At 71.3% G+C, this 23,701-nt stretch carries 21 protein-coding genes and 1 riboswitch; of the genes, 13 read left to right on the top strand and 8 right to left on the bottom strand.

Features of this window, described 5'->3' with window-relative positions; all coding sequences use genetic code 11:
• Positions 1-23 precede the first annotated feature (23 nt).
• The 4 genes from paaN to ABZU25_RS02570 form a co-directional block, all read right to left on the bottom strand.
• A complete protein-coding gene (paaN, locus tag ABZU25_RS02585) occupies positions 24-1,697 on the bottom strand; it encodes a phenylacetic acid degradation protein PaaN (RefSeq protein WP_355027560.1) in 1,674 nt (557 codons plus the stop codon).
• A gap of 150 nt (positions 1,698-1,847) precedes the next feature.
• On the bottom strand, positions 1,848-2,867 hold the full coding sequence (locus tag ABZU25_RS02580) for a GNAT family N-acetyltransferase (RefSeq protein ID WP_355027559.1): 1,020 nt from the start codon (positions 2,865-2,867) through the stop codon (positions 1,848-1,850).
• Between the two features lie 316 nt (positions 2,868-3,183).
• Positions 3,184-4,470: a threonine synthase gene (gene thrC / locus ABZU25_RS02575; protein ID WP_355027558.1), complete on the bottom strand. Its 1,287-nt coding sequence runs from the start codon at positions 4,468-4,470 to the stop codon at positions 3,184-3,186.
• A 10-nt stretch (positions 4,471-4,480) separates the two neighbouring features.
• Positions 4,481-4,616, bottom strand: a riboswitch (SAM riboswitch).
• A 170-nt stretch (positions 4,617-4,786) separates the two neighbouring features.
• On the bottom strand, positions 4,787-5,755 hold the full coding sequence (locus ABZU25_RS02570; protein ID WP_355027557.1) for a DMT family transporter: 969 nt from the start codon (positions 5,753-5,755) through the stop codon (positions 4,787-4,789).
• Positions 5,756-5,846: 91 nt separating this feature from the next.
• Here ABZU25_RS02570 and ABZU25_RS02565 point away from each other — a divergent pair, with 91 nt between their 5' ends.
• The 3 genes from ABZU25_RS02565 (at position 5,847) to ABZU25_RS02555 (ending at position 7,096) form a co-directional block, all read left to right on the top strand.
• Positions 5,847-6,152, top strand: a complete 306-nt coding sequence (locus ABZU25_RS02565) for a helix-turn-helix transcriptional regulator (protein ID WP_355027556.1) — start codon at positions 5,847-5,849, stop codon at positions 6,150-6,152.
• A gap of 151 nt (positions 6,153-6,303) precedes the next feature.
• Positions 6,304-6,495 (top strand): type II toxin-antitoxin system HicA family toxin, encoded by a 192-nt coding sequence (locus ABZU25_RS02560; protein ID WP_355027555.1) that lies wholly within the window; start codon positions 6,304-6,306, stop codon positions 6,493-6,495.
• Positions 6,488-7,096: a hypothetical protein gene (locus ABZU25_RS02555; protein WP_355027554.1), complete on the top strand. Its 609-nt coding sequence runs from the start codon at positions 6,488-6,490 to the stop codon at positions 7,094-7,096. Before ABZU25_RS02560 ends, ABZU25_RS02555 begins: the two co-directional genes overlap by 8 nt.
• 120 nt (positions 7,097-7,216) lie before the next feature.
• Here the strand turns inward: ABZU25_RS02555 and ABZU25_RS02550 are convergent, their stop codons facing one another.
• Both ABZU25_RS02550 and ABZU25_RS02545 read right to left on the bottom strand, forming a co-directional pair.
• Positions 7,217-7,666, bottom strand: a complete 450-nt coding sequence (locus ABZU25_RS02550; RefSeq protein ID WP_355027553.1) for a DoxX family protein — start codon at positions 7,664-7,666, stop codon at positions 7,217-7,219.
• A gap of 454 nt (positions 7,667-8,120) precedes the next feature.
• Positions 8,121-8,357 carry a winged helix-turn-helix domain-containing protein gene (locus tag ABZU25_RS02545; protein ID WP_355027552.1) on the bottom strand — a complete coding sequence of 79 codons (237 nt, stop codon included), beginning with the start codon at positions 8,355-8,357 and terminating at the stop codon, positions 8,121-8,123.
• A 579-nt stretch (positions 8,358-8,936) separates the two neighbouring features.
• Between ABZU25_RS02545 and ABZU25_RS02540 the strand changes: the two genes are divergently transcribed.
• From ABZU25_RS02540 to ABZU25_RS02530, 3 genes are all read left to right on the top strand, one after another.
• Positions 8,937-9,245 carry a hypothetical protein gene (locus ABZU25_RS02540; RefSeq protein WP_355027551.1) on the top strand — a complete coding sequence of 103 codons (309 nt, stop codon included), beginning with the start codon at positions 8,937-8,939 and terminating at the stop codon, positions 9,243-9,245.
• Positions 9,220-10,776 (top strand): plasmid pRiA4b ORF-3 family protein, encoded by a 1,557-nt coding sequence (locus tag ABZU25_RS02535; protein ID WP_355027550.1) that lies wholly within the window; start codon positions 9,220-9,222, stop codon positions 10,774-10,776. Before ABZU25_RS02540 ends, ABZU25_RS02535 begins: the two co-directional genes overlap by 26 nt.
• 349 nt (positions 10,777-11,125) lie before the next feature.
• Positions 11,126-11,386, top strand: a complete 261-nt coding sequence (locus ABZU25_RS02530; protein ID WP_355027549.1) for a hypothetical protein — start codon at positions 11,126-11,128, stop codon at positions 11,384-11,386.
• Here the strand turns inward: ABZU25_RS02530 and ABZU25_RS02525 are convergent.
• Positions 11,376-12,242, bottom strand: a complete 867-nt coding sequence (locus ABZU25_RS02525) for an ABC transporter permease subunit (RefSeq protein ID WP_355027548.1) — start codon at positions 12,240-12,242, stop codon at positions 11,376-11,378. The two genes, ABZU25_RS02530 and ABZU25_RS02525, sit on opposite strands and share 11 nt — an antisense overlap.
• Positions 12,242-15,106, bottom strand: coding sequence for an alpha/beta fold hydrolase (locus ABZU25_RS02520; protein WP_355027547.1), 2,865 nt, complete (start codon positions 15,104-15,106; stop codon positions 12,242-12,244). The genes ABZU25_RS02525 and ABZU25_RS02520 overlap by 1 nt, the downstream gene beginning before the upstream one ends.
• Before the next feature lie 374 nt (positions 15,107-15,480).
• Between ABZU25_RS02520 and ABZU25_RS02515 the strand changes: the two genes are divergently transcribed.
• The 7 genes from ABZU25_RS02515 to ABZU25_RS02485 are packed head-to-tail and all read left to right on the top strand — an operon-like array spanning position 15,481 to position 23,665.
• Positions 15,481-16,659 (top strand): hypothetical protein, encoded by a 1,179-nt coding sequence (locus ABZU25_RS02515; protein ID WP_355027546.1) that lies wholly within the window; start codon positions 15,481-15,483, stop codon positions 16,657-16,659.
• On the top strand, positions 16,646-19,171 hold the full coding sequence (locus ABZU25_RS02510; RefSeq protein WP_355027545.1) for a nitrate- and nitrite sensing domain-containing protein: 2,526 nt from the start codon (positions 16,646-16,648) through the stop codon (positions 19,169-19,171). Before ABZU25_RS02515 ends, ABZU25_RS02510 begins: the two co-directional genes overlap by 14 nt.
• Positions 19,168-19,641, top strand: coding sequence for a roadblock/LC7 domain-containing protein (locus ABZU25_RS02505; protein ID WP_355027544.1), 474 nt, complete (start codon positions 19,168-19,170; stop codon positions 19,639-19,641). The genes ABZU25_RS02510 and ABZU25_RS02505 overlap by 4 nt, the downstream gene beginning before the upstream one ends.
• Complete coding sequence (locus ABZU25_RS02500; protein ID WP_355027543.1) at positions 19,638-20,126, top strand: DUF742 domain-containing protein; 489 nt, start codon at positions 19,638-19,640, stop codon at positions 20,124-20,126. The genes ABZU25_RS02505 and ABZU25_RS02500 overlap by 4 nt, the downstream gene beginning before the upstream one ends.
• Entirely contained in the window at positions 20,104-20,850 is a 747-nt protein-coding gene (locus ABZU25_RS02495) for an ATP/GTP-binding protein (protein ID WP_355027542.1), read from the top strand. The genes ABZU25_RS02500 and ABZU25_RS02495 overlap by 23 nt, the downstream gene beginning before the upstream one ends.
• Before the next feature lie 37 nt (positions 20,851-20,887).
• Positions 20,888-21,403 carry a hypothetical protein gene (locus ABZU25_RS02490; RefSeq protein ID WP_355027541.1) on the top strand — a complete coding sequence of 172 codons (516 nt, stop codon included), beginning with the start codon at positions 20,888-20,890 and terminating at the stop codon, positions 21,401-21,403.
• 36 nt (positions 21,404-21,439) lie between these two features.
• Positions 21,440-23,665, top strand: coding sequence for an AAA family ATPase (locus ABZU25_RS02485; protein ID WP_355027540.1), 2,226 nt, complete (start codon positions 21,440-21,442; stop codon positions 23,663-23,665).
• Positions 23,666-23,701 lie beyond the last annotated feature (36 nt).

Below are 23,701 nucleotides of genomic sequence, written 5' to 3'. Positions count from 1 at the left end.
CAAACCTCTTGATCAACAACGGCTCAGGCGTGACGCCGCGACTGGACGATGCGGAAGCGGTTGGCCACGTACGCTCCGTCGGTGAGCGCGGCGTTGGCCGCGGCGTTGGCGCCACTGCCGTGGAAGTCGGAGAACGCCGCCGACTGGTTCACGAAGACTCCGCCGGTGAGGTTGCAGGACAGGTGCACCCCGACCTCGACCGCCACCGCCTCGGTGGCGTCCAGCACCGCCTCGTCGGTCGAGTAGACCCCCGCCGTGAGCGCACCCTTCTCGCCGACCGTGCGGCGCAGCAACTCCAGGCTGTGCGCGGTGGAGTCCGTCGCGATGGCGAACGAGATCGGCCCGAACCACTCCCGGCCGTACGTCTCCGCGTCGTCCGCGGTCAGCTTCACGATCGTCGGGGTACGCACCACCGCGTCGGCGTACGACGGGTGGGTCACGGCCCGCGACTCCAGCACCGGCTCGCCGACCTTGGTGACCTCGGCCAGCCGCTCCAGCACCCCGTCGTTGACGATGGCGCCGGTCAGCTCGACGCCCCGGGCCGGGTCGGCGGTGAGCTTGCCGATCGCAGCCGCGATCCCGCCGGCCACCTCGTCGAAGCTCTGGTGCCCCTGGTCGGTCTCGATGCCACCGGCCGGGATGAGGATGTTCTGCGAGGTGGTGCACATCTGACCGCTGTACAGGGTCAGCGTGAAGCCGAGGTTGCGGCACATGCCGGCGAAGTCGTCGGTGGAGTCGATGACGACAGTGTTCAGACCGGCCTTCTCGGTGTAGACCGACGCCTGCCGGGCGTGCGTCTCCAGCCAGTCGCCGTACTCGGTGGAGCCGGTGAAGTCGACGATCTTCACGGAGCGGTGCAGGGCCAGGTCGCTGGCGAGCTTCTCACCGGGGGCCTCGGCCGCCAACATGATCAGGTTGGGGTCGAACCCGGCCTCGGCCAGCACCTCCCGGGCGTACTTCACGGTGATGGCCAGCGGCAGCACCGCGCGCGGGTGCGGCTTGACGAGCACCGGGTTGCCGGTGACCAGCGAGGCGAACAGCCCCGGGTAGGAGTTCCAGGTCGGGAAGGTGTTGCAGCCGATCACCAGCGCCACCCCACGCGGCACCACGTGGAACGTCTTGGTCATCCGCAGCGGGTCGCCCTTACCGGCGGCCTTCTCCCAGTCGGCCGTGCCCGGGTGCCGGGTCATCTCGGCGTACGCGTACGCCAACGCCTCCAGCGCCCGGTCCAGTGCGTGCGCGCCGCCGGCCTGGAAGGCCATCACGAACGCCTGCCCGGTGGTGAACTGCACCGCGTTGGCCAGCTCGAAGATGTGCTTGTGCAGCCGGTCGAGAATCTCCAGGCAGACCCCCACCCGGGCCTGCGGGCCGGCGTCGCGCCAGGCCGGCAGCGCGGCGGAGGCGGCGTCGATCAGCTCGCCGGGACCGGCATGCGGGTAACGCACCGCCAGCTCCACCCCGAACGGGCTCGCCTCGGTGGCGACCCGTCCACCGGTGCCCGGCTGGTCGAGCGGAAAATCACCACCGAGGTACGCCTCGAAGGCGGTCCTACCGTCGGCGGCGGCGGTCTCGCCGTACACCCGGGGGCTGGGAGATTCGGGATAGGCGGACCAGTAGCCCCGCTCCGTGATCGCGGTCAGCGCACGGTTGAGGGTGTCGGCGTGCCTCTCGTACAGGGGATGCGGGGTCTCCGTCATGCCCGCCATCATGCCTGAGTCACGTCCGCGAGCAGTAGCGCGAATGCCCGACAACGGTGCATGCCTGAGTCACGTCCGCGAGCAGTAGCGCGAATGCCCGACAACGGTGCATGCCTGAGTCACGCCCGCGAGCAGTAGCGCGAATGCCCGTCAGAGCGTGAGCTGCCAGTCGGTCCAGCAGTCCACCGGGCGGAAGCCGAGCTGTTCGTTGATCGCCACCATGTAGCTGTTGCTGGCCGCGTTCCAGGTGTCGATCACGCGGACCGCCGGCTCGTGGGTGAGCAGGTGGTGCAGGTTCTCGGCCTTGGCGATGAGACCGAGCCGGTGCCCACGGTGATCCGGGTCGACGATGGTGATCTGCTGGAACGCGTGCCAGTCGGCGGAGGCGCCCACGTCCAGCAGGGTCCAGGCGACCAGCCGACCGGACGCCTCGTGTCGCATCCCGAGGTGGTAGCACCGCCGGCCTCGGGCGGCCAACGCCCGTTCGTTGCCACGGATGCGCTCGGCGTCCACCTGCTCCGGGTCCCACTGCACGTCGCCCATGGGCGCGTCCAACAGCAGCCGGCCGTCCAGGTAGGCGATGTCCGCCACGTACTCCTGCGGGGTGGCACCCTGCCAGCAGACCGACCGGTAGCCCTCGGCTCGCGGCTGGGCCTCGGCCAGCGCCGCCCGCAGCGCGACCCGGTCGATCGCGTCGACGTCGAGGCGGCGACGCACCTCGGCGAGGGCGGGTTGGGCGCCGGTGGCGGCGGCGAAGGCATCGCCCGCTCCGCTTCGGGCTGGCCCGTCGGGCAGTGCGGAGACGGCCATCGCGACCACTCGCTTGCGGCCGTTCTCGCGCAGCAGGCGGATCCCGTGCTCGTGCAGCGCCCGGCCGACGCCCCGCCGCCGCAGCTCGGGATGCACCGTCAGCTCGGCGGTGGCGTTGTCGGTGTTGTCGAGGTACGGCAGGTCCAGCTGGAGGTAGCCGGCCGGCACCCCGTCGAGCCGCGCCAGCGCCCAGAGCGACTCGGCACCGGGCATCGGCGTGTGGAACAACGCGTCGAAGCGTCGCCGGCAGAAGGGCGGAAGGTCCGGCAGGTCGGCGTCGTTGGCCGCCGCGCCAATCAGGTACGCCTCGTCGACGGCGGCTCGGTCGGCTTCGTCGAACGCGGCGATCGTGATGCTCATGCCGCTGAGCGTGCGCCCCGGGAAAGCGATCGGGCCAGCGAATTATTCGCTGGCCCGATCGAACGTGGTCGGGAGGGACACTCGCACAACGCCTCCGGCGTTGGGTCGCAAGAACTTCAAAAGTCTTCGGCGAAATGCCCTCCCGCACGGAGCATCTTGCGCCGTCCGGTTCCTGCCGTCAAGTCCGCAGCGGCGGGTTTTCCATACTCACAGCGAAACCCCAGTTACGCACCTGATCCACTCGGGTTCCCTGAGAACGGGGTGTCCGGGCTGGGCGGATACCGCGGCTTCCAGGAACCCGAGTGGATCAATCGGGTCAGCCGAGGAGACCGGCGTCGCGGGCGGCGCGCAGCGAGGGCTTGATGTGGTGGGTCGGCCCGACCTGGCCGGCCACCGCGTCGACGGTCTTCAGACCTTCGCCGGTGTTGAACACGACGGTCTCCGCGGTCGGGTCGAGCCGACCGGATTCGACAAGCTTGCGGAGCACCGCCACTGTCACCCCGCCTGCGGTTTCCGCGAAGACACCTGTGGTGCGGGCCAGATCGCGGATGCCGGCGCGGATCTCGTCGTCGTCGGCGTACTCCATCCAGCCGCCGGTGCGGCGGACCGCCTCCAGGGCGTAGAGGCCGGCGGCCGGGTCACCGATGTTGAGCGACTTGGCGATGCCGGTGGGCTTGACCGGGATGATCGTGTCGGTGTCGGCGTGCAGCGCGACGGCGATCGGGTTGCAGCCGGCGGACTGGGCGCCGAAGACCTTCCAACCGCCGGCCGGCGCCTCGACCAGGCCGACCTCCACCAGCTCGGAGAACGCCTTGTCAATCTTGGTGAGCAGTTCACCGCTGGCCATCGGGATGACCACCTGCGCCGGAATGCGCCAGCCGAGCTGCTCGGCCACCTCGTAGCCGAGGGTCTTGGAGCCCTCCGCGTAGTACGGCCGGACGTTCACGTTGACGAACGCGGTGTCCTCGAATTCGTCGGTCTCCACCAGCTCGCCGCAGAGCCGGTTGACGTCGTCGTACGAGCCGTCGATGGCGACCAGCTCGCCACCGTAGACGGCGGTGGTGATGATCTTGCCCTGCTCCAGGTCACTGGGGATGAAGACCACCGAGGGCGCCCCGGCGCGGGCGGCGTGCGCGGCCACCGAGTTGGCCAGGTTGCCGGTCGACGCGCAGGCGAACCGGGTGAAACCGAGCGCCTTCGCGGCGGTGAGCGCCACCGAGACGACCCGGTCCTTGAACGAGTGGGTCGGGTTGGCGCTGTCGTCCTTGACCCACAGCGGTGCGGTGATGCCCAGCTCGGCGGCGAGGTTCGGGGCCGCCACCAGCGGGGTCAGACCCGGATCGAGGGTGACCCGACTGGCCGGGTCCTGACCGGCGGGCAGCAGTGCGGCGTAGCGCCAGATGTTCTCCGGGCCGGCCTCGATCTGCTCGCGGGTGACGGTGGCCAGGGCGGCGGTGTCGTAGTCGACCTCCAGCGGGCCGAAACACTCGTAGCAGGCGTGCTGGGCGACGAGCGGGTAACGGGCTGAGCAGGCACGACAGACCAGGGCGCGGGCGGGGCTGGCGGAGGTGTCGATGCCGGAGGCGGCGAGCGTCGACGTCATGTCGAGGGTCCTCTCATCTTTCCCCACATCGCACGGTGCGGCGGGGACGGAATTGGCACCTGCCCCGCGGGTCGCTCAGCGGTGAGCGCGCGGGGTGGTTGCCGGGGCGTCGTCGGGCCGTATCCCTCAGCCCCTCTGGATGAGGTATGCAGTTGTGCCGTCGAGTCTAGGCAACTATGTCCGCCGCCTCTACCGCGGATCCCACGCTGTGAGCCGAACGACTCAGCCAGTTACCGGCGGCGTCGCTTCCCGAGATAGATCGTCACGGCACCGAAGGCGACCAGCGCGGCCACCAGAATCCAGCCGGCGACCGGGGTCAGCGGGCGTTCACCGCAACGGGGTCGACCACCGCGACCCGGTCCGTGATCGCGGTCGACTGCGGCGGCGACGACGGCCGGATCCGCGCCCTGGTGGCGAGGTTCGCGGCGACCAGCGCGCCGATCGTGATGGCGGCCCCGACCAGCTCGATGGGCTCCGGGCGGTAGCCGCGGGCGATCTGCACCGCGAAGGTGGTGACCGGGACCAGGTTCATGAACAGCGCGGCGTTGGCGGCACCGAGCCGCTGCACACCGGTGTTCCAGGCCAGGACCGCGATCACCGCGCCGACGACCACGGCGTACGCCAATTGTGGGGTGACCGCCGCGAGATCGGCGGCGGCCGGCGCGTGCTGCCAGCCGACGGCGTCCGCGCCGATGCTCGCGGCCAGCATGGCCGCCGTGCCGGCGAGCGCGGTCAGAGTCGTGAAGCGCAGCGGTGACCAGTCGCCGAACCGGCTGGCGCCGTGCGTGTAGATGCCCCAGCCGAGTACCGCGCCGATCATCATCAGCCCACCGAGCCCGAACTGACCGAGCCCGGCCAGGCTCCCGCGGGTGATCACCAGACCGACTCCGAGGAGCGCCACCAGGGAGAGGGCCAGCAGGAGCGGCTTCGGCCGTACGCCGTCACGGGCCCAGCGGACCAACTGGGTGATCAGCGGGGTGGTGGCCACGAAGAGAGCGATCTGCTGGGGGGCGGCGTGTTCGAGCGCCAGGTTGGTGAGCACGTTGAAGCCGGCGAAGCCGACAACGCCCAGCAGCACGATCTCGCCCGTCCGGCCGCCGTGGCGCAGCGCGCCGGCACCTTCCCGGAGCAGCAGGATGGCGACCAGGATGACGCTGGCGAGCAGGTAGCGGGCGGTGGTCAGATTGAGGGGGTCGACCCGGGTCAGGGCACTGGCCAGGACCGGGAACATCACGCCCCAGCCGAGCACGGCGAGCAGCGGGTAGGCGGCGGCACGGGGTCGCATCGTCAGCTCCAATGTTCGAGTATCGTCGAACCAACGACACCGACCCTAGGGTGTTGTTCGATAGTTGTCGAACAAGGGTTACACTGGTCACATGGAGCCGCACGAACCCGACCTGACCGGCGTACCGGTCACCACCGTGCTGGCCGCACTCGCCGACGACGTGCGGCTACAGATCGTGCGAGCGCTGGCCGAGGGGGGCGAGGCGACCTGCGGCAGCTTCGACTTCGGCGTCTCGAAGGCGACCCGCAGCCACCACCTCAAGGTGCTGCGCGAGGCCGGCCTGACCCGCACCCGGGCCGCCGGCACCAGCCGCCTGGTCCGGCTCCGCCGCGACGAGCTGGACCGCCGCTACCCCGGCCTCCTGGACGCGGTCCTCAGTCCTCGCCCTTCGGCGTAGATGAGCCTGACGGACAAGCGGTCCGTGCGCTGAGTACAGCCCCTCCAAACGGCAGTGTCGGTACGGGTGAGACACGCTCGGATAGAGGAAACTGCTGCGCATGGGGAGCCAGTGGCCATCGTTGAAGGCGAGAGCCTTGTTGAGGTTGCTCATGGGCGAACTCGGCTACCGGGTTGAGCGACAGTCCGGTTCTCACCGCCGCCTCGTTGCCAACGGTCGCCCGTCGATCACCTTTGCCTTCCACGACAAATCCACGGTCTCACCACGCGCGGTCGGCGTCATACTGGTACAACAGGTCGGGCTCACCCCCGAGGAAGCCAGGGAGGTGTTGAAGAGTGCGTGAAAACGTCATCGATCTGATCGTGATCAGCCCGAACACGGATGACGAGGACTGGGCCTTCCACAGCCCTCAGATACCAGGGCTGGTGGGCGGGCGCAGCAGCCTGCTTCAACTGCGCGCAGACCTGCCGGAAATCCTCCGCTTCGCCGATGTCCCACTGCCAGTACAAATTCGTGTCCATGTGGAGGACGTGTACGACTCGGCTGGCACGAGTTACCTGATCCGCCAGAGTCAGGATGGGCACCGGACTGAGCGTTCTGCCACCGCACAACGCCTACGTGCGGCTCTGACGGTGGCGGAGCAGCGGGAGCAGTTGCTCTCGTCGCCCCGTACCAGGACGGGCGAGGTTCTATTCATCACCGCGGTGCCCTCGGACACTCTCCACGACCTTTCCACGCAACTTCATCCGTCCGGCGATGCGGCGGTGGTGGTTTGCAACGTAGCTGACGAGCTTCTCTGGTCGTTCCATCTCACGAACGCCGAAGATCTCGATGCTGCGGCCCGACCGCTGGGCGACCTCGGGCTCTCCGGCGAAACCACGATCGCGGAGGTCATGCGCCAACGCCCAGTGGGTTCCCCGACACCGGCCCTGCTGGCCAGCTGAACGGCCAATGGTCGACAGCGCTTCGAGTCCACCAAATCGTCGCCCCACCCGCGCAACCCCACCCGGCGCGTCGCCGGACCCGCCTCGTCGAGGCTCCGGCGACGCGCGGTACAGGTGCGGTCAGACCACCATCGAGGTCGGCTCGACCACCGCTACTGGTGGAGCGTCGGCACGACGCCGAGCGAGCAGGTTGTCGAGCGCCCAGGCGCCTGGGCCGAGGGCCGCGACCAGCAGGAACGACCAGCAGAAGAGCGCCGACAGCTCACCACCGTTGCGCAGTGGCAGCAGATCATCCGGCTGGTGCACGACGAAGTAGGCGTACGCCATCGAGCCGGATGCGAGCAGAGCGGCGGGTCGGGTGAAGAGCCCGGCCAGCACCAGGGCGCCGCAGACCAGCTGGATCAGCGCGGCCCACCAGCCCGGCCAGGTGCCGAGCGCTATCGCCTCACCGGTCATCGGGTTGCCGCCGAACAACCCGAAGACCGAGGTCAGGCCGTGCAACGTGAACAGCAGGCCGATCACGATGCGGAACAGGGACAGGGTCGGCCCGCCGAGCCGAGGAACGTTCATCGGTACCTCCATCGAAGGAATCGGATCTCTTCAATGTGAGGCATGAAACTATCGAAGCTTATAAATTCCTTGTTAGTGGGAAAGTCCCCGGTCGGAATGTACCGGTGTCCACAGCCCCGCGTCGAGCATCCTCGACGGCGCAGGCCCGCCTCTACGCCTCTGAGCTGCGGTTACACCCGGATCCAGGCAGCGCCGCCCGTCGTGGGCGCGCTCCCATACTGTGGGTACGGCCTGTCGAGCTGCCCCAGATGCGGGGCAGACCCCAGACCCCCACCCCCCGGATCGCGTGCTGAAGCAGCTCGGTCACACGACCTCGCTCGCCCAGATTGCGTTGTGCTTGATTGAGTGCAGGATCGAGACCATGCGATCGGCGTCGTCGTTCGAGAACAGGGCTCGCACCATGCTCCGCACAGCAACGGACAATCTCAGGGCGTACCTGCGCCCGGTCTAACGGTCATGACTCGCCGGCATCTCGTTCCCTGACAAACACCCCGCGCCCCGGCGCACCGACCACGACGCCGCGGTCACGTAAGAGCGCCACCGCGCGAGCAGCCGTAGAGAACGACACCGAGTAGAGGTCACCGAGCTGCGTGTAGGACGGCAGCTTGGCACCGGGCTGGTATTCGCCAGATTCGATGCGGGCAGTGATGTCCGCAGCGATGTCGACGTAGCTCAAAGGGATCGCGGGCATGGGTGGTCCTCCCGGGTTGGCAGCCCCATCTGATCACGCCGCACGGCTTCACCTCAAGAACATGGTTGACCTATGTCACTAGGTGGATTAGCGTTTGGACGAGCCTCCCGGGTTGGCACCAGGGTTGGTTCACCTTCCGGGGGCAGCCCCGAAACCGAGCCGGGGCAGCGCGCATGGCGGTTCAGATGTCCCCCATCTGGGCTGGTTGTGGCGCTGCCCCGGCACCACACCAACCATGAGGAGGTCCCGTGACCGTGACCGAAGCGGCAGGCCCGGCGCTGCGGGGACGACGCGCTCGACCTGGCCGGTGACGCCCAACGGCAGCTCACCGACGGAGGCCACATGACGCGGCCACCGAGACGGCGAGCGGGCAGTGGTCCCGGGCCGCCGAGCAGGTCGACCCTGATGTCGGAGAGCCTCACGGCGACCGTGGAGGCACTGACGTCGTACACCGAAGGGTTGTCCGGAGCGACCACCTGATGCAGGCCCGGGGCGGGTGCCGGGCTCCGGCCAGCGACTGTCCGGGCGATCGTCGGCCGACCCCACCCGCCTCGGCGCCACCCCAGCCAAGGGAAGACCATGACGGAGTACGAGGCACCGCCCCGCTGGATCGTGCACCTGCCCACCACCCTGACCAGCGTCGACGGTGCCCGGGCACTGGCCGAGGCGCTGCGCGACTCGCTCGGCCACGTGACCGCCATCGACTTCGGCGAGACGACGCTGAGCGAGGAAGACCGCCAGTTCGTGCGTAGCCGCGTCTGGTGCGACCACCGCCTACCCGGCGGCGACCGCTGCACCCTGCGGACCCACCACCCCGGCGCGTTGTGTCAAGCCGCCCCGGCAGCCGTGAAAACATGCTCGGATGAGTCCCGAGAGCCGCCGTCGTAAGCGCGCCAAGCCCAGTCGGTCCGGGCAGCAGGTCGTACGTCGTGCCCGTCCCGTCGAGGCGGACCAGTGCGACTGCCCGGCGTGCTCAGATGCTGACTTCGACCCACAGAACCCCATCGGCGACCTGGTTGCCGGCGCTGCCGACCTGATCAAGACGGACGATCCGATCGAGGCCGAGTTGTTTGCCGCGACGTTCCTGTCCGCCGGTGACCTTGCCGGCGAAGGTTTCACCGAGGCCCTCAACGAGGGCATACTGCCGGCCATCGCCGAAATCGCCACGTCGGAAGCGCTCGCGGTGCTGCTCGCGATCGACGCAGTACGGGAGGGCACCGTCGCTGCGACCGCCGCCCAGCGCCTAATGGACGAGGGCGTCGCAGCGCCGAGTTGGGCCGGTGAGTTGCGCCAGCCCGTGCGGGTCGGCCCATGTCGACGATTTGCCGACCCGGCGGGCAGCGCCTCCGTGCTCGTCTGCGCCTTCGAGCGGGCGGGGCGATCACACGGGTTCCTCGTCCACGTCGACCATCTCGACTGTGACGCGGCGGCCGACATCGTGCTCTTCCCTGCCCACGCCCTGAACGAGGTTGTCACCACCATTGTGCAGAACGGCCATGGTGCCGGTCTGACGATCGCCGAGGAATTGCTGGACCCGGCCGAGTTTCGGTGGCAGGTCGAACGAGCTCTCGACGCCCGTGCGGACCACGACCAGGAATGTGACCCCTCGGAGTTAGACGACGAACTCGACGACGAGAACGGGCCGGGCTATCACCCGTTGGCGGTGCTGCTGCGAGCCCGGATCCGTACGCTGCCCGAGCCGACGCGCCCACCAGCCCAGCACGACGCCGACGACCGACAGCCGACCCTCGAACTGCTGGCGATGATGAACCAGATCGCCGGGCAGGCGCAGCAGATCCAAACCCTGGCGGGACGGCGTACCGCAGGGCGGAAGCTGCCGGCAAAGCGGAGGAAATCCGGCCCTGCCGCACCGATCTACCAGCTCAAGGTGGGTCTGCGGGGGGCGAAGCCGCCGATCTGGCGGCGTTTGGAACTGCCCGCCGACACCAGCCTGGCGGACCTGCACAACATCATCCAGGTGGCTTTCGGCTGGGACGACTCCCACCTGCATGTCTTCGAGACCGCCTACGGCGACTTCGGGGTCGCCGACCGGGAGCTGGGCTACCGCGCCGAGGCCCCGGTAACTCTGGAACAGGTAGCGCCCGGCGTCGGCGACCGGTTCAGGTACACGTACGACTTCGGTGACAACTGGGAGCACGAGATCGTTGTGGAAAAGGTGCTGCCTCGCCAGCCCATCACGTACCCACGATGCACGGGCGGTCGGCGGGCGGCCCCGCCGGACGACTGTGGCGGTGTGTGGGGGTACGCCGAACTGGTCGAGGTGTTGAACGATCCCGCCCACCCCGAACACGGCGACCGGCTGGAATGGCTCGGGCTGGCCTCGGCCGCCGACTTCCAGCCCGCCCGGTTCGACGCCACCGAGATCACCCGAGCCCTGACCGAAGGGAGCCACGGATGACTGATCCTGCCGGCGAGCTGATTCTCTACCGCGCCGACGACGGCAGCTCCGTCGTCCAGCTGCGTGCAAGCAAGGGGACTGTCTGGGCTGACTCAGACTCAGATGGCGGAGCTGTACGGGACCTCGGTTCCCAACATCGTGCAGATCATGCGCCGAGTGCTGGCCGACAAGGAGGTGACCGAGGCAACTATTAACTCTGAGTTAATAGTTCGCGCCGAGGGTGGTCGGGAGGTGCGGCGTGAGGTCAAGGTCCACAGTGAAGTCGGCCCAGATATGGGGCAGCTCGACACGGCACCCGACTGTCGGGGCCGGGCGGCGGCGGCACACCCACGTGGGCGAGGATCAACGAATGGTCTCCGGCGACACGGCAGCACCGCGACGGGTCATCGCGACGGTCGCGATGGCTCTCGCGCTCGGCGGCTGCACTACCGGCGACCATCGGGGCCAGGGCGGGGACCCTCCGAGCCGGCCGCCGATCGCTCCGAGCCCGTCCCCGAGCACCGACCCGCTGGCCGACTGCCCGGCCTCCGGTTTCCGGATCCGCTCGACCGGCGGGGACGCCGCGATGGGCCTCCGCGCTCTCGGCCTGGACCCGGCCCCTATGACGTGATGTCCTTGCGGGTGAAGCGCCAGAACGCCAGTCCCCAGAACAGCGTCGCGTAACTGATCGCCGAGATGCAGCCGCGCACCACGTCGTCGGTCTGCACCGGGGTCGAGAGCAGCCCCAGCCAGGCGGTGCTGAAATGGGTGGGCAGGAAGTCGCGCACCGCGCCCAGGGCGGTGATCTGGTCCAGGATGCTGGACAGGATCCAGAGCAGCACGGCACCGCCGACCGCGCCGAGCGCGGCGTCCGTGGTCACCGACAGCAGGAACGCCAGCCCGGCCACCACCAGCAGTACGACCGCCAGGTAGCCGAGCACGGCCAGCAACCGGAGCAGCCCCTCGGTGGGTTCCAGCTCGGCGGCGACAGTGCTGCGCAGCGGCGACCAGCCGTAGCGCAGGGTGCCGGCCAGCAGCGCGGTGCCAGCCAACAGAACAAGAGCCAGTCCCGAGTACGCGAGTGCGACCACCAGCTTCACCGTCAACAACCGGGCCCGGGGCACCGGGATCGCCAGCAGGTAGCGCAGGCTGCCCCAGCTCGCCTCACTGGCCACCGTGTCGCCACAGAACAGCGCGACGACCACCACGAGCAGGAACGACGCCGACACGAAGATCGAGAAGAGGGTGAAGTTGAGCCCGCCGGAGGTGGCCAGGTCCACCAGACTGGCGAACTCGTTGTTGCCGTTGTCGTCGTCGCCACCGGAGTTGAACTGGAACGCGATCAGGATGATCAGCGGCAGCAGCACCATGAACCCGAGCGCCAGCTGGGTCCGCCGCCGGGACGCCTGCCGACGGAATTCCGCAGCGAACGGCATGGTGGTCGACGGCCGGTAGCCCTGGGCCTCGCCCGCGTCGACAACAGCCATCACCGGTCACCGCTTCCCCGAGAGTTGTCGCCCACCAGGGCGAGGAACGCGTCTTCCAGGCGGCGCCGCGGCACCACCCGGTCCACCCCGATGCCGGCGCGCACCAGCTCGGCCACCACCTCGCTGCGGGCCGTGCCGTTCGTGTCGACCACCAACTGGCCGTCGCTCTCCGGCAGCACCCGCACCCCGTGCAGTCGGTCCAGCACGGCCCGCGCCGCCACCGGGTCGCTGACGTCGAACAGCACACTCGGCGACTCGCCCACGATCTCCTCCACCGGCCCGGACGCCACGATCCGGCCCTTGTTCACCACCACGGCGTGGGTGCACGTCTGCTCCACCTCGGCCAACAGGTGGCTGGAGACCAGCACCGCCCGGCCGTCCGTGGCGTACCGCTGGAGCACCCGGCGCATCTCGGCGATCTGCGGCGGGTCGAGCCCGTCGGTCGGCTCGTCCAACACCAGCAGCTCGGGCAGGCCGAGCATGGCCTGGGCGATGGCGAGGCGCTGGCGCATACCGTGGCTGTAGTTCTTGGTCTTCCGGTGCACGGAGTCGCCCAGCCCGGCGATCTTCAGGGCCGCGTCGAACTGTGCGTCCTCCCACGGCCGGCCGGTGGCCCGCCAGTACGCCTTCAGGTTCTCCAGCCCGGACAGGTGCGGCAGGAACCCGGGTCCCTCGACCAGCGCGCCGATCCGGGACAGCACCGGCGAGCCGGGCACCAGCCGGCGACCGAAGACGTAGATCTCCCCGGCGGTCGGCTGGGTTAACCCCATCAGCACCCGCAGGGTGGTGGTCTTACCGGCGCCGTTGGGCCCGAGCAGACCCACCACCTGACCGGGGTGCACCTCGAAGTCCACGTTCGACACCGCCACGAAGCCGTCCGCGTACTCCTTGCGCAGTGCGCGCACTGCCAACGGCGTGTCCGCGTACTCCGGATGCACCGACCGGTCCTGGCGGCGATGCCGGCGGCGCAGCACGGCGACGACCACGACGAGGCCGATCGCGATGGCGGCGAGCAGACCGGCGAGCACCCAGCGCCAGAGCGTCGCGGCGGTGGGGATCGGCTCGCCGTCGACAGTGGGCAGGGTGACAGCGCCGTCCGCCGCCACCGTGTAGACGGTCGGCTCGACGGGCGTGGTGTACGCCTGGTCGGAGGTGGCCACCACCAGTCGCAGCCGGTGGCCGGCCTCCACCCGGCGGACGATCCCGGGCAGTGTCACGGTGACCGGGCGGGCGTCCTGCACCTGCTGCGGCAGGCCGGTGAGCCGGATCGGGGCGACCAGCCCGTTCGGCAGGGTCGCCGTGCCGTCCTTGTCGACGTCGTAGAGCTTGACGAAGAGCACCGCCGTACCGGTCGGCGACGCGGCCCGCACGGTGACGGTGGGCGCACCGGCCACGTCCACCGCCTCGGTCAGCGGTGTCGACTCGAACCTGGCGTGCTGGCCGGGCACGTCACCGGCCACGCCGTCGAGCAGGGAGGTGAGCCCACCGGCGAACGGGATCGAGGAGATGGCGGCCGGGTTGCCGTTCGGCGGGTTCGCGATCGGCTGGGCCGGCCCGGCGACCGTGACCTCCCGGCGGGCGCTGCCGGTCAGGCCCGGGTAGTCCGCGCGGCGGAAGCCGATGGCGACCAGACCCCGGTCGAGCGCGTCGAACCCGGCGATCCGCGACCAGGTGAAGTCGTCGCCGGGCGCGCCGCCCTCGCCCTTGACGTAGTGGTCGAGCCACTGGACGGTCAGGAACTTCACCCGGTCTTCGTCGGAGCGGGGTCCACTCCCACCGTCGTGACCGCCGGTGAACCAGGCGACCCGCACGGGGGTGCCGGCGGCGGCGATGCCCCTGGCGTTCGCGTCCGCCTCGCCGAGGGGGAAGAGCGTGTCCGCCTCGCCCTGCACCAGCAGGGTGGGTGCCTTGATCCGGTCCAGCACGCCCGCCGGGCTGGAGCGGCGCAGCAGGTCCACTGCCGCCTGATCGGCCCGACCGGTCGTGGCGATCCGCAGGTACGCGGCGCACACGTCGGCGGCGAACCGGCCGCAGGACGGGTCGGCCGCACCGGCCGGGGCACCACCGGGACCGGTACCCGGACCGGCACCCGGCCCCGGGCTGGGCGGGCCGGCCGACGCCGGTGCGCCCTGCGGCTGGGCGGCGGTCCCGCCGGAGAGCCCGGCCGGGCCGGAACCCACGTTGCCGCCGCCGCCGAAGAACAGACCGGCCCAGCCCTTCTTGAACACACCTTCGGTCGGCGCTCCGCCGGTGCTCTCCGGCAGGAAGGCGCGGGACAGGTCGTTCCAGGTGATCATGGGGACGATCGCGTCGACGCGAGGGTCCTGAGCGGCAAGCAGCAGCGCCAACCCGCCGCCGTACGATCCGCCGACCACACCGACCTGCGGGTCGCCGGCGGCGTTGGTGCGGACCTCCGGTCGGGCGGCCAGCCAGTCCAGCAGCCGAGACGCGTCGCGCACCTCGTGGTCCGGGCTGTCCAGGTGGATCTCACCGCCGCTGCGGCCGAAGCCCCGGGCCGTCCAGGTGAGCACCGCGTAGCCGCGCCCGGCGAACTCCTCCGCGTCGGAGCGCACCGACTCCTTCGTGCCGCCGAACCCGTGTGCCAGCAGCACCGCCGGAACCTTCCGCCCGGATGACGCGTCGCCCGGGACGTAGAAGGTCGTGTCCAGGTCGACCGGCTGGTCGCCGGACGGTCCGGAGCGGACGGTGAGCATCGCGCTCTCGGTGCGTACGCCCGGCCCCTGCGGCCATACCGCCCAGGTCACGGCGGCGGCCAGCAGCACGACGACCGCCGCGGCGGCGATCCCGCGACGGCGGGTGGGCAGGGCACGCCGGATCCACGCGGCCGGCGACGGCGATGTCATGCGGCACACGCTACGGCCCGCAGCCTGAGCGTTGGCTGAGATCCGCCGTACGTCCGTCCGGTTGCCCCGATCGGTGCGCGGGGGGCAGCGAGCGCGCCATGTCCGACGCGGCCCAGTGAGTTGAGTTCGGATCCCGTGAATTCCGATCTTTCACTGATATCCCCCTCGATCCCTCCATGTCACACGCACTGACGAAACAGAGCGTGTTGGGAACGCGGGCGAACTGTGACATTGCTCGAACTGACGCGAACCTGACTCGCCCACCAAGGCCTGACCAGTAGGGGGGTCGGTTAGTTTTCCGGTCCGGTGCACGGGACTTGTCGGGTCACCCGACGCCGCGCCGATCCGCGCCCCATGCCGGAGGAGACACAACCATGACAGTCCCCGCGCCGCGGGCCCGTCGACGTCCGTCCACCCTGGGCCGACTGCTGCCGCTGCTGCTCATCGGGGCGCTACTGGCACCGGTGGGTCTGCTCGTCACATCCGCCTGGCGGCAGACGACCGACGACCGGGACCTGGCCGTCCGGGAGCGACTCGGCGTGCAGTACCTCACCGCCCTGAGCTCGGTCACCGACGCCCTCGTGGAGGCCCAGTCCGCCGCGGTCAGCAATCGACAGGTGTCCGGCGACGCGCTGAACCGGGCGGTCGAGGGGGCCGCGGCGGTGGACGCCCGCATCGGCGCCGAGCTACTCAGCCAGGAACGCTGGGCCGGGCTACGCGCCAAGCTGGAGGCACTGCGCGGCCGCAGCCCCGCCGACCCGGAGTCCGCCTTCACGGCGTACAGCGAGGTCACGGACCTGCTGCTGGCACTGCACCGCAAGGTCCGGGAGAGTTCCGGGCTGGTACGCGATCCCGTCACTGACTCCTTCTTCCTCCAGGACAGCGCCGGCCAGGAACTGCCCGAGGCGGTGGTGTCCGCCGGCCGGCTCGCCGATCTGGGCACGCTGGTCTCCCGCCGGCCAGCCGCCGAGCAACCACGCGGCCTGATGGAGCTGACCGGTCTGCGGGTGGCCGCCCTGGCACCCGCCGGTGACCTCGTCGACAACCTGCGCTCCGCCGTGGACGGCTCGGAGAGCACCGATCTCGGTGCCAACGTGCTGACCCCACTGGACACCTACCAACGCTCGGTGGAGGCGCTGGCCGCGTACTCCACCCCGGCCAAGGGCACGAGCGTGGTGGACCCCGGTCAGTTGAGCGCCGCCGGGCTCAACACGCAGCGCGCAGCCCGCCAACTTCAGCCGGTCATCCTCGCCGAGCTGGACGCCCTGCTCGTCGAGCGCATCGACGAGTTCAACCGGGACCGCTGGCTGATCAGCGCAGCGGGAGTGCTCGCCGTGCTCTTGCTGAGCTGGCTCGCCGCGCTGCTGGTCGTCGCCCGTGGCCGGGCCCGGCGCCGGGCGGCCCTGGCCGCGACCCACGCGGAGGGTGCCGACGCCCCGTCGCCGGCAGAGTCGTGGCGACCGGTGCCCAGCGACCAGCGCGAGCTGCAACCGGCCGGCGCGGCCCGCGATCCGGAGCCCGCGCAGTGGGGGGCCTTCGATGCTGCTCGGTAGGCTCCGGATCCGCGGCAAGCTCGCGCTGCTCGTGGTGATCCCACTGCTCAGCATGGTCGGCCTGGCCGTGCCCGTGATGCTCGACCGGGTGGCCGCGGCGCAGCGGGCCAGCGACACCGCCGAGCGGGTACGGCTCGCCAGCCGGGTCGGCAGCCTGGTCCAGGACCTCCAGCAGGAACGCATCCTCTCGGTCGGTTTCCTGCTCGGCCGGGTCGAGCGCAGCGAGGTGGTCCGCAAGTCCGCCGACGTCGACGACCGGGTGGCCGACCTGCGGGCCGGGCGGAGCGACGCGCTGACCGACCGGGTCGACCACGCCCTGGACGGGGTGTCCAGCCTCGTCGACCTGCGCACCGCCGTGCTGGCCCGGGTCGCGAACCCGGGTCAGGTGATGGAGGCTTTCGGCCCGGTGAATCTGGGGTTGATCGAGTCGCTGCGGCTGATCTTCGGGGTGGACACCGAGACGCTGCCGGGCCGTCAGGTGCTCGCCCTCGACGGGCTGCTCCGCGTCGACGAGGGCCTGGGCGCCTGCGCCACCCTGAGCCTGCTGGTCAAGGCGATCGGCAGCTCCGACACCATCAGCGGGTACGTGGCGTGCATCGCCGCGCTCCAGGTCGACAACCAGCGCTTCCGCAGCCTGATCACGCCCGAACAGCTCAAGGTGGCCCAGCTCAACGACGCGGCTGTGGCCGCGCGTACCAGCTCGGACTTCCTGGTCACCAGCGCCCGGGACCCGGCCGCCGCGGTCCGCGACGTGCCGATGGAGGCACTCTTCCCGGCCGTCCGCACGATGATCCGGCTCGGTCAGTTCGTGGAGAAGAAGCTGGTCGCCGACGTGCTCACCGCGGTGACCGCCGAGCAGCGGCGCGCGCTGACGGCCGCGTACCTGGTCGGGGCCACGGCGGCGCTGATCCTGGCGTTGGTGGTGCTGCTCAGCGCGGCGGTCGCGCGGACGGTGGCCCGACCGCTTACCCGCCTCACCCGCTCGGCCGACCGGGTCGCCCGGGTCGCCGAGGCGGAGCTGGTCCGGGTCACCGACGACGAGGGGGAGAGCCCCCAGCCGGTGCGCCTGGAGCCGGTGGACATCCGGGCCAACGACGAGATCGGCGACCTGGCGCGGGCCTTCGACCGGGTGCAGAGCACCGCCGCCCGGCTGGTCGAACGTCAGGTCGCCGGCCGACGCAACGTGGCGCAGATGTTCGGCCACGTCGGGCGGCGCACCCAGAACCTGGTGGGCCGGCAGATCGCGCTGATCGACCGGCTGGAGCAGCAGGAGGCCGACCCGGGCCGGCTGGAGCACCTGTACCGGCTCGACCACATCTCCAGCCGGTTGCGGCGCAACGCCGGCAGCCTGGTGGTGCTCTCCGGTTCGGCCGGCGCCGACGCCCACACCGCGCCGGTGCCGCTGGCCGACGTGGTCCGGTTGGCGCTCGGCGAGATCGAGGACTACACCCGGGTGGAGGTGCGGGTGCCGGCGGGCATCTCGGCTGCGCCGGCGGTGGTCGGCGACCTCATCCTGACGCTGGCCGAACTCATGGAGAACGCCACCGCCTTCTCCCCGCCGCACACCCGGGTGCTGGTGGCCGCCGACACCTCCGGCCTCGGCGCGCGGATCACCGTCGTGGACCACGGCATCGGCATGGGCGAGCAACGGCTGGCCGAGGAGAACGCCCGGTTGACCCGCCGGGAACGGCTCGACCTGGCGCCGACCGAGGTGCTCGGTCTCTTCGTGGTGGGCCGGTTGGCCCGCCGGCACGGCTGGGAGGTGGGCCTGGCCACCACCACCGGCGGTGGGGTGACGGCACACCTGGAGATCCCGTCGACGTCACTGGTGCTGCGCCGAGCCGACCCGGCCGGGAGCACCGTCGCCCGGGCCGCGGTGCCGGAACGAGACCGGCGTACGGCGGCCGCATCCGAGCGCGCCGCGCGGTCCATCACGGCGGCCGTCGCCGAGCCAGCCCGCTTCGACTCGGACCTGCTCAGCCGGGCCACCCGCAGCCTGGAGGCCAGCCCGTCCTGGAACGCGTTCGGCCCCGGCCAGCCGCAGCAGCCCGTCCCCACTGCCCAGGAGCCGGCACCGTCGGGCTCACCGAGCGCGCCGCGGGTCCGGCAGCGGGTGCCCGGGGCCAGCCTGCACGCCGCCGCCACCCCGACCCGGCCGGTGGACGCCACCGGCGCGGACCCCGCCGAAGCCCGGGCTCTGGTCGAGGCGTTCCAGGCCGGTGTACGCCGGGCCGAACTGAACACCGTCGACCTGCCGAGCACACCGGGAGGCGTCGGCCCTACGGTGGCCGGTGGCGCCGGCCCGTCCGACGCCACCCCGGGTCGACCCCGACTGAGCCGACGGGTGCCGGGGGCGAACCTCACTGTCGTCCCGGCCTGTCAGCCACCCAGTACCCACCTCGGTGACCCGGCCGAGGTCCGCAAGCGGATCAGCGAGTTCGAGGAGGGCGTCGCCCGCGCTCTCCGCGAAGTCGGCCCAGACCGCCGGAACGAAGAAGGATCATCACGGTGACCAGTCCCTTCCTGCACGACAACGTCGACCAGAGCCAGTCCGGCGCCAGCGGGGACCTCAGCCCGGAGGCCCGTACGTTCAACTGGTTGCTGGACTCCTTCACCTCCGGCACGGCAGGGGTCCTGGAGGCGATCGCGGTCTCGTCGGACGGCCTGCTGATGGCCATGTCGGCGATCAAGGACCGGTCCAACGCGGAGCGGTTGGCTGCGGTGGTCTCCGGGATGACAAGTCTCGCCGGCGGGGCGGCCAGTTGGTACGCGCTCGGCGGTCTGAACCGGGTGATCGTCGACATGGCCGACGGCTACCTGCTGATCAGCGCGATCAGCAGCGGTTCCGTGCTCGGGGTGGTCGCCGACCGGTCAGCCAACCTGGGCACCGTCGCGTACGAGATGACGCTCTTCGCCGGGCGGGCCGGTGGCGCCCTGACCCCGCGGCTGATCGTCGAGTTGAAGAACGCCGTTCAGCAGTGACCCCCGACGTCGCCGGTGAGGACCCGGACCCGGAACCCAGGGTCCGGATCCGCCCGTACCTGCACACGGCTCCCCCGACCGGCGCCGGCGACGTGGTGGTACCGCCGCTGCCGGAGCCGGAGCCGGGCGGTGGCCGGCCGGCCGGTCCCCGCCCCTTCGTGCTCACCTCGGGACGGGTGGCGGGTGCCGATCCGGCGATCGGGTTGGAGACGCAGGTGACCGCCCGCACGGACGGCGGCTGGTCGACCGGCCCGCCCGGTGCCCTGCTGGCACCGGAATTCGAGGCGATCATCGCGCTCTGCGCGGAACCGATCTCGGTTGCCGAGATCTCGGCCCGCGCCCGGTTGCACCTCGGGGTGACGCGGGTCCTGGTCGGCGACCTACGGGCGGCCGGCCACCTGGACGTGCACGTCACCGACACCAACGACGCCGCCGACCCCGACCTCATCCTGCGAGTGATTGATGGACTTCGTGCGATCTCCTGAATGGCCGGTCGCCCCGCTCGGCGGGGTCGCCGGAAACAGCGCAGCCGCCCGTTACGCCGTGCCGAGCGGCGGGCCGGCAGTCGGACGTGCCGGCACACCGCCGCCGCCGTACCAGCCTCCGTCCGGAGCGGGGACGTCACCGCCGCCGGTCGGTAAGCCGGCGGCACCGCCGATCCCGGTCAAGATCCTGGTGGCCGGTGGGTTCGGGGTGGGCAAGACCACCACCGTGGGTGCGATCTCCGAGATCGCTCCCCTGACCACCGAGGCCGAGATGACAAGCGCCGGGATCGGCGTGGACGATCCGGGTGTCCGTTCCACAAAGACCACCACGACGGTGGCGATGGACTTCGGCTGCGTGACAATCGATCGCAGTCTGAAGCTCTACCTGTTCGGCACGCCGGGGCAGGCCCGGTTCGGCTTCATGTGGGACGACCTCGCCCGCGGGGCGCTCGGCGCGCTGGTCGTGGTGGACAGCGCCCGGCTGGACGACTGCTTCCCGGCGATCGACTTCTTCGAACGGGCCGGGCTGCCGTTCGTGGTGGGAGTCAACGCCTTCGACGGGCGGCTGGCCCTGGAACTCGGTGAGATCCGCTGGGCACTGGCCATCGGTGACCACGTACCCCTGGTGCAGTTCGACGCCCGGGACCGGCTGTCGGTGCGGGACGCGCTGCTTGTCGTCCTGGACCGTGCGCTGGACCGTGCGACCCGGGACAGGCAAGCCTGAGCCGACCGGCTCCGGCCGTGCGGGAAGAGGTGATCTGGTGAGGGGCGACCTGGACGAGACGCTGGCCCGACTGGCCCGGCGCGAGGAGGCGCTGCGCCGGCGGACCAACGACCGTGACGACAGCGTGCCACCGCCGGGCCATCCCGGGCCGGGCCCGGACGACGTCCGCGACACCGGGTCGGGACGGCACGACCCCCGGCACGCGGGGGCGGACTCCCCGGGTGACGTGGCCGGGTGGGGCCCGGTGGAAGAGGTCGCCGAGGCGGTCCGTCAGGTCGTCGGCGGCCATCCCGGGCTGGCGGTGACAGTGCAGGTGCAGCACGACGGGCGGACGTACCCCATGCGGATCTCCTGGGCCGGTCCGGACGTCACGGTCGGACCGGTGCCCCCGGCGGCGCCGGTGGAACCCCCGCCGGCCTGGCCGCTGTCCGGCCGGACGGTGCCCGAGTGGCCGCCCGGCCCGGACGGGTTGACCCCGGACCCGGCGGCCCGGTTGGCCGAGCTGATCAGGCGGGACCCGTCGTTGCTTGACGAGTTGGATCCGCGGCGCTGACCGGCGGAGCTGGCCGGCGGCGGCTACGGTCGGGCGGTGGCGCAACCCGACCTGACCCTGACGGCGAGCCTCCGACCGGCCGCGCTGGACGCCCGACGGGGCATCGTGCGGCTGCATCCGGAGGCGCTGACCGCGCTGGGGCTGCGGCCCGGCGACCCGGTCCGGCTTGTCGGCCGCCGGGAGACCGCGGGCATCGTGGCGACCGCAGCGCCGGGCGCGAGCAGCGCCCTGCTGTACGCCGACGACCTGACCCTGGGCAACCTGGGCGTGCGCGACGGCGCTCAGGTGCGGGTCAGCCCCGTGCCGCTGGTGCCGGCGGGTCGGGTCGTCCTGGCCGGGCCGGTGGAGGTGGTCGCGGCGGTGAGCCCGGAGATGCTCCGGCTGGCCCTGCTGGGCAAGGTGCTCACCGCCGGTGACGACGTGTCGCTGCTGCCACAGGACGTGCTGCCGGACGCCTCGGTACGCAGCCTGGTCGAGGCGGCTCGACGCAGCCTCGCCAACACTGTCGGTTTCGCCTGGACCAGCACCCTGCTCACCGTGCGCTCGGTCGAGCCGGCCGCCGGCGCGCTGGTCACCATGGACACGGTGATCGGGTGGGAGCACGGCCCGGCCACCCACGGCGGCCCCGCCCCGGTCGACGCCGGGCGGACGCAGCCGACCCGGCCGGACGACGCGGCCCCGGCGGTGGACCAGCCCGACGACACACCGGACGTGGACGAGCTGCCCGGGCTGCGCACCCAGGCCGAGGAGCTGACCGAACTGTTCGACCTCGGCTTCCACCACCGGGAGGTGTTGGGCCGGCTGGGCACCACCATCTCGCTGGGGGTGTTGCTCGTCGGCCCGGCCGGCTCCGGAAAGTCGGCGCTGGTCCGGGCCGTCGCGGCCCGGGTCGGTGCCCGCGTACACCCGCTGTGGGCACCCGAGGTGGCCGCGTCGACAAACCAGGCCGCCGCCGACCGGTTACGCGCCGCGGCGACGGCGGCCCGAGCCGGCGGGCCGGCGGTGCTGCTGGTCAGCGACGTCGAGGCGCTCGCACCGGCGGACCAACCCGGCCCGGTGGCGACAGTGTTCCGCCAGGTGCTCGCCGAGTGCATCCGGGCCGGTGTCGCAGTGGTCTGCGCCACCGGCCGACCGGAGGCGGTCGACCCGGCGCTGCGCGCACCCGACCTGCTGTCGCTGCGGATCAGCATTCCGCTTCCCGACCAGGCGTTACGCCGCGAACAGCTCACCGTGCTGACCCGGCAGGTGCCGCTGGCCGACGACGTCCGGTTGGACGAGGTGGCCGCGCGTACCCCCGGGTTCGTCGCGGCGGACCTGGCCGCGCTGGTCCGGGAGGCCGGGGTACGCGCGGCGCTGCGGCAGAAGTCCGCCGAGACACCGACGGTGTCGATGGCGGACTTCACCGCCGCCCGGGAGGTGGTCCGGCCGACCACGATGGCGGCCTCGACCCTGGATCTGGCCTCGGTGACCCTCGACGACGTGGGTGGCCTGGACGAGGTCAAGCAGACGCTCACCGAGTCGGTGCTGTGGCCGTTGACCTATCCGGACACCTTCGCCCGGCTCGGGGTGCAGCCGCCCCGCGGTGTGCTGCTCTACGGGCCACCGGGCTGCGGTAAGACCTACCTGGTCACCGCGCTCGCCGGATCGGGGCGGGCCAACGTGCTGTCGGTAAAGGGCGCGGAACTGCTCTCCAAGTGGGTCGGCGAGAGCGAACGCGCGGTCCGCGAACTGTTCCGCCGGGCCCGGGAGGCGGCCCCCACCCTGATCTTCCTGGACGAGGTGGACGCCCTGGCGCCGGTACGCGGCCAGGCCACCGACGGGGGCACCACGGATCGGGTGGTCGCCGCGCTGCTCACCGAGCTGGACGGGGTGGAGACGTTGCGCAACGTGGTGGTGGTCGGTGCCACCAACCGGCCCGACCTGGTCGACCCGGCGCTGCTGCGGCCGGGCCGGTTGGAGCGGCTGGTCTACGTGCCACCGCCGGACGGGCCCGCCCGCGCGGAGATCCTGCGAGCCGCGTCCCGGCAGGTGCCGCTGGCACCGGACGTCGACCTGGCCGCCCTCGGCGACGAGCTGATCGGCTTCTCCGCGGCGGACTGCGCGGCGCTGGTCCGGGAGGCGGCGCTGGCCGCGATGCGGGAGTCACTCGCCGCCGCCACTGTCACCGCCGGGCACGTGGCGACGGCACGGGCACGAGTGCGTCCGTCGCTGGACCCGGCCCAGGTCGCCTCGTTGGCCGCGTACGCCGCCCGGCGGGACTGAGCACCGTACCCAACCTTTTGGTGGCTCCAGAGTGTT

The sequence above is a fragment of the Micromonospora sp. NPDC005215 genome, from assembly GCF_040607915.1.
In the GTDB taxonomy this organism is placed as follows: Bacteria; Actinomycetota; Actinomycetes; order Mycobacteriales; family Micromonosporaceae; genus Micromonospora.
This window is presented reverse-complemented; position numbering and strand designations above follow the sequence as displayed.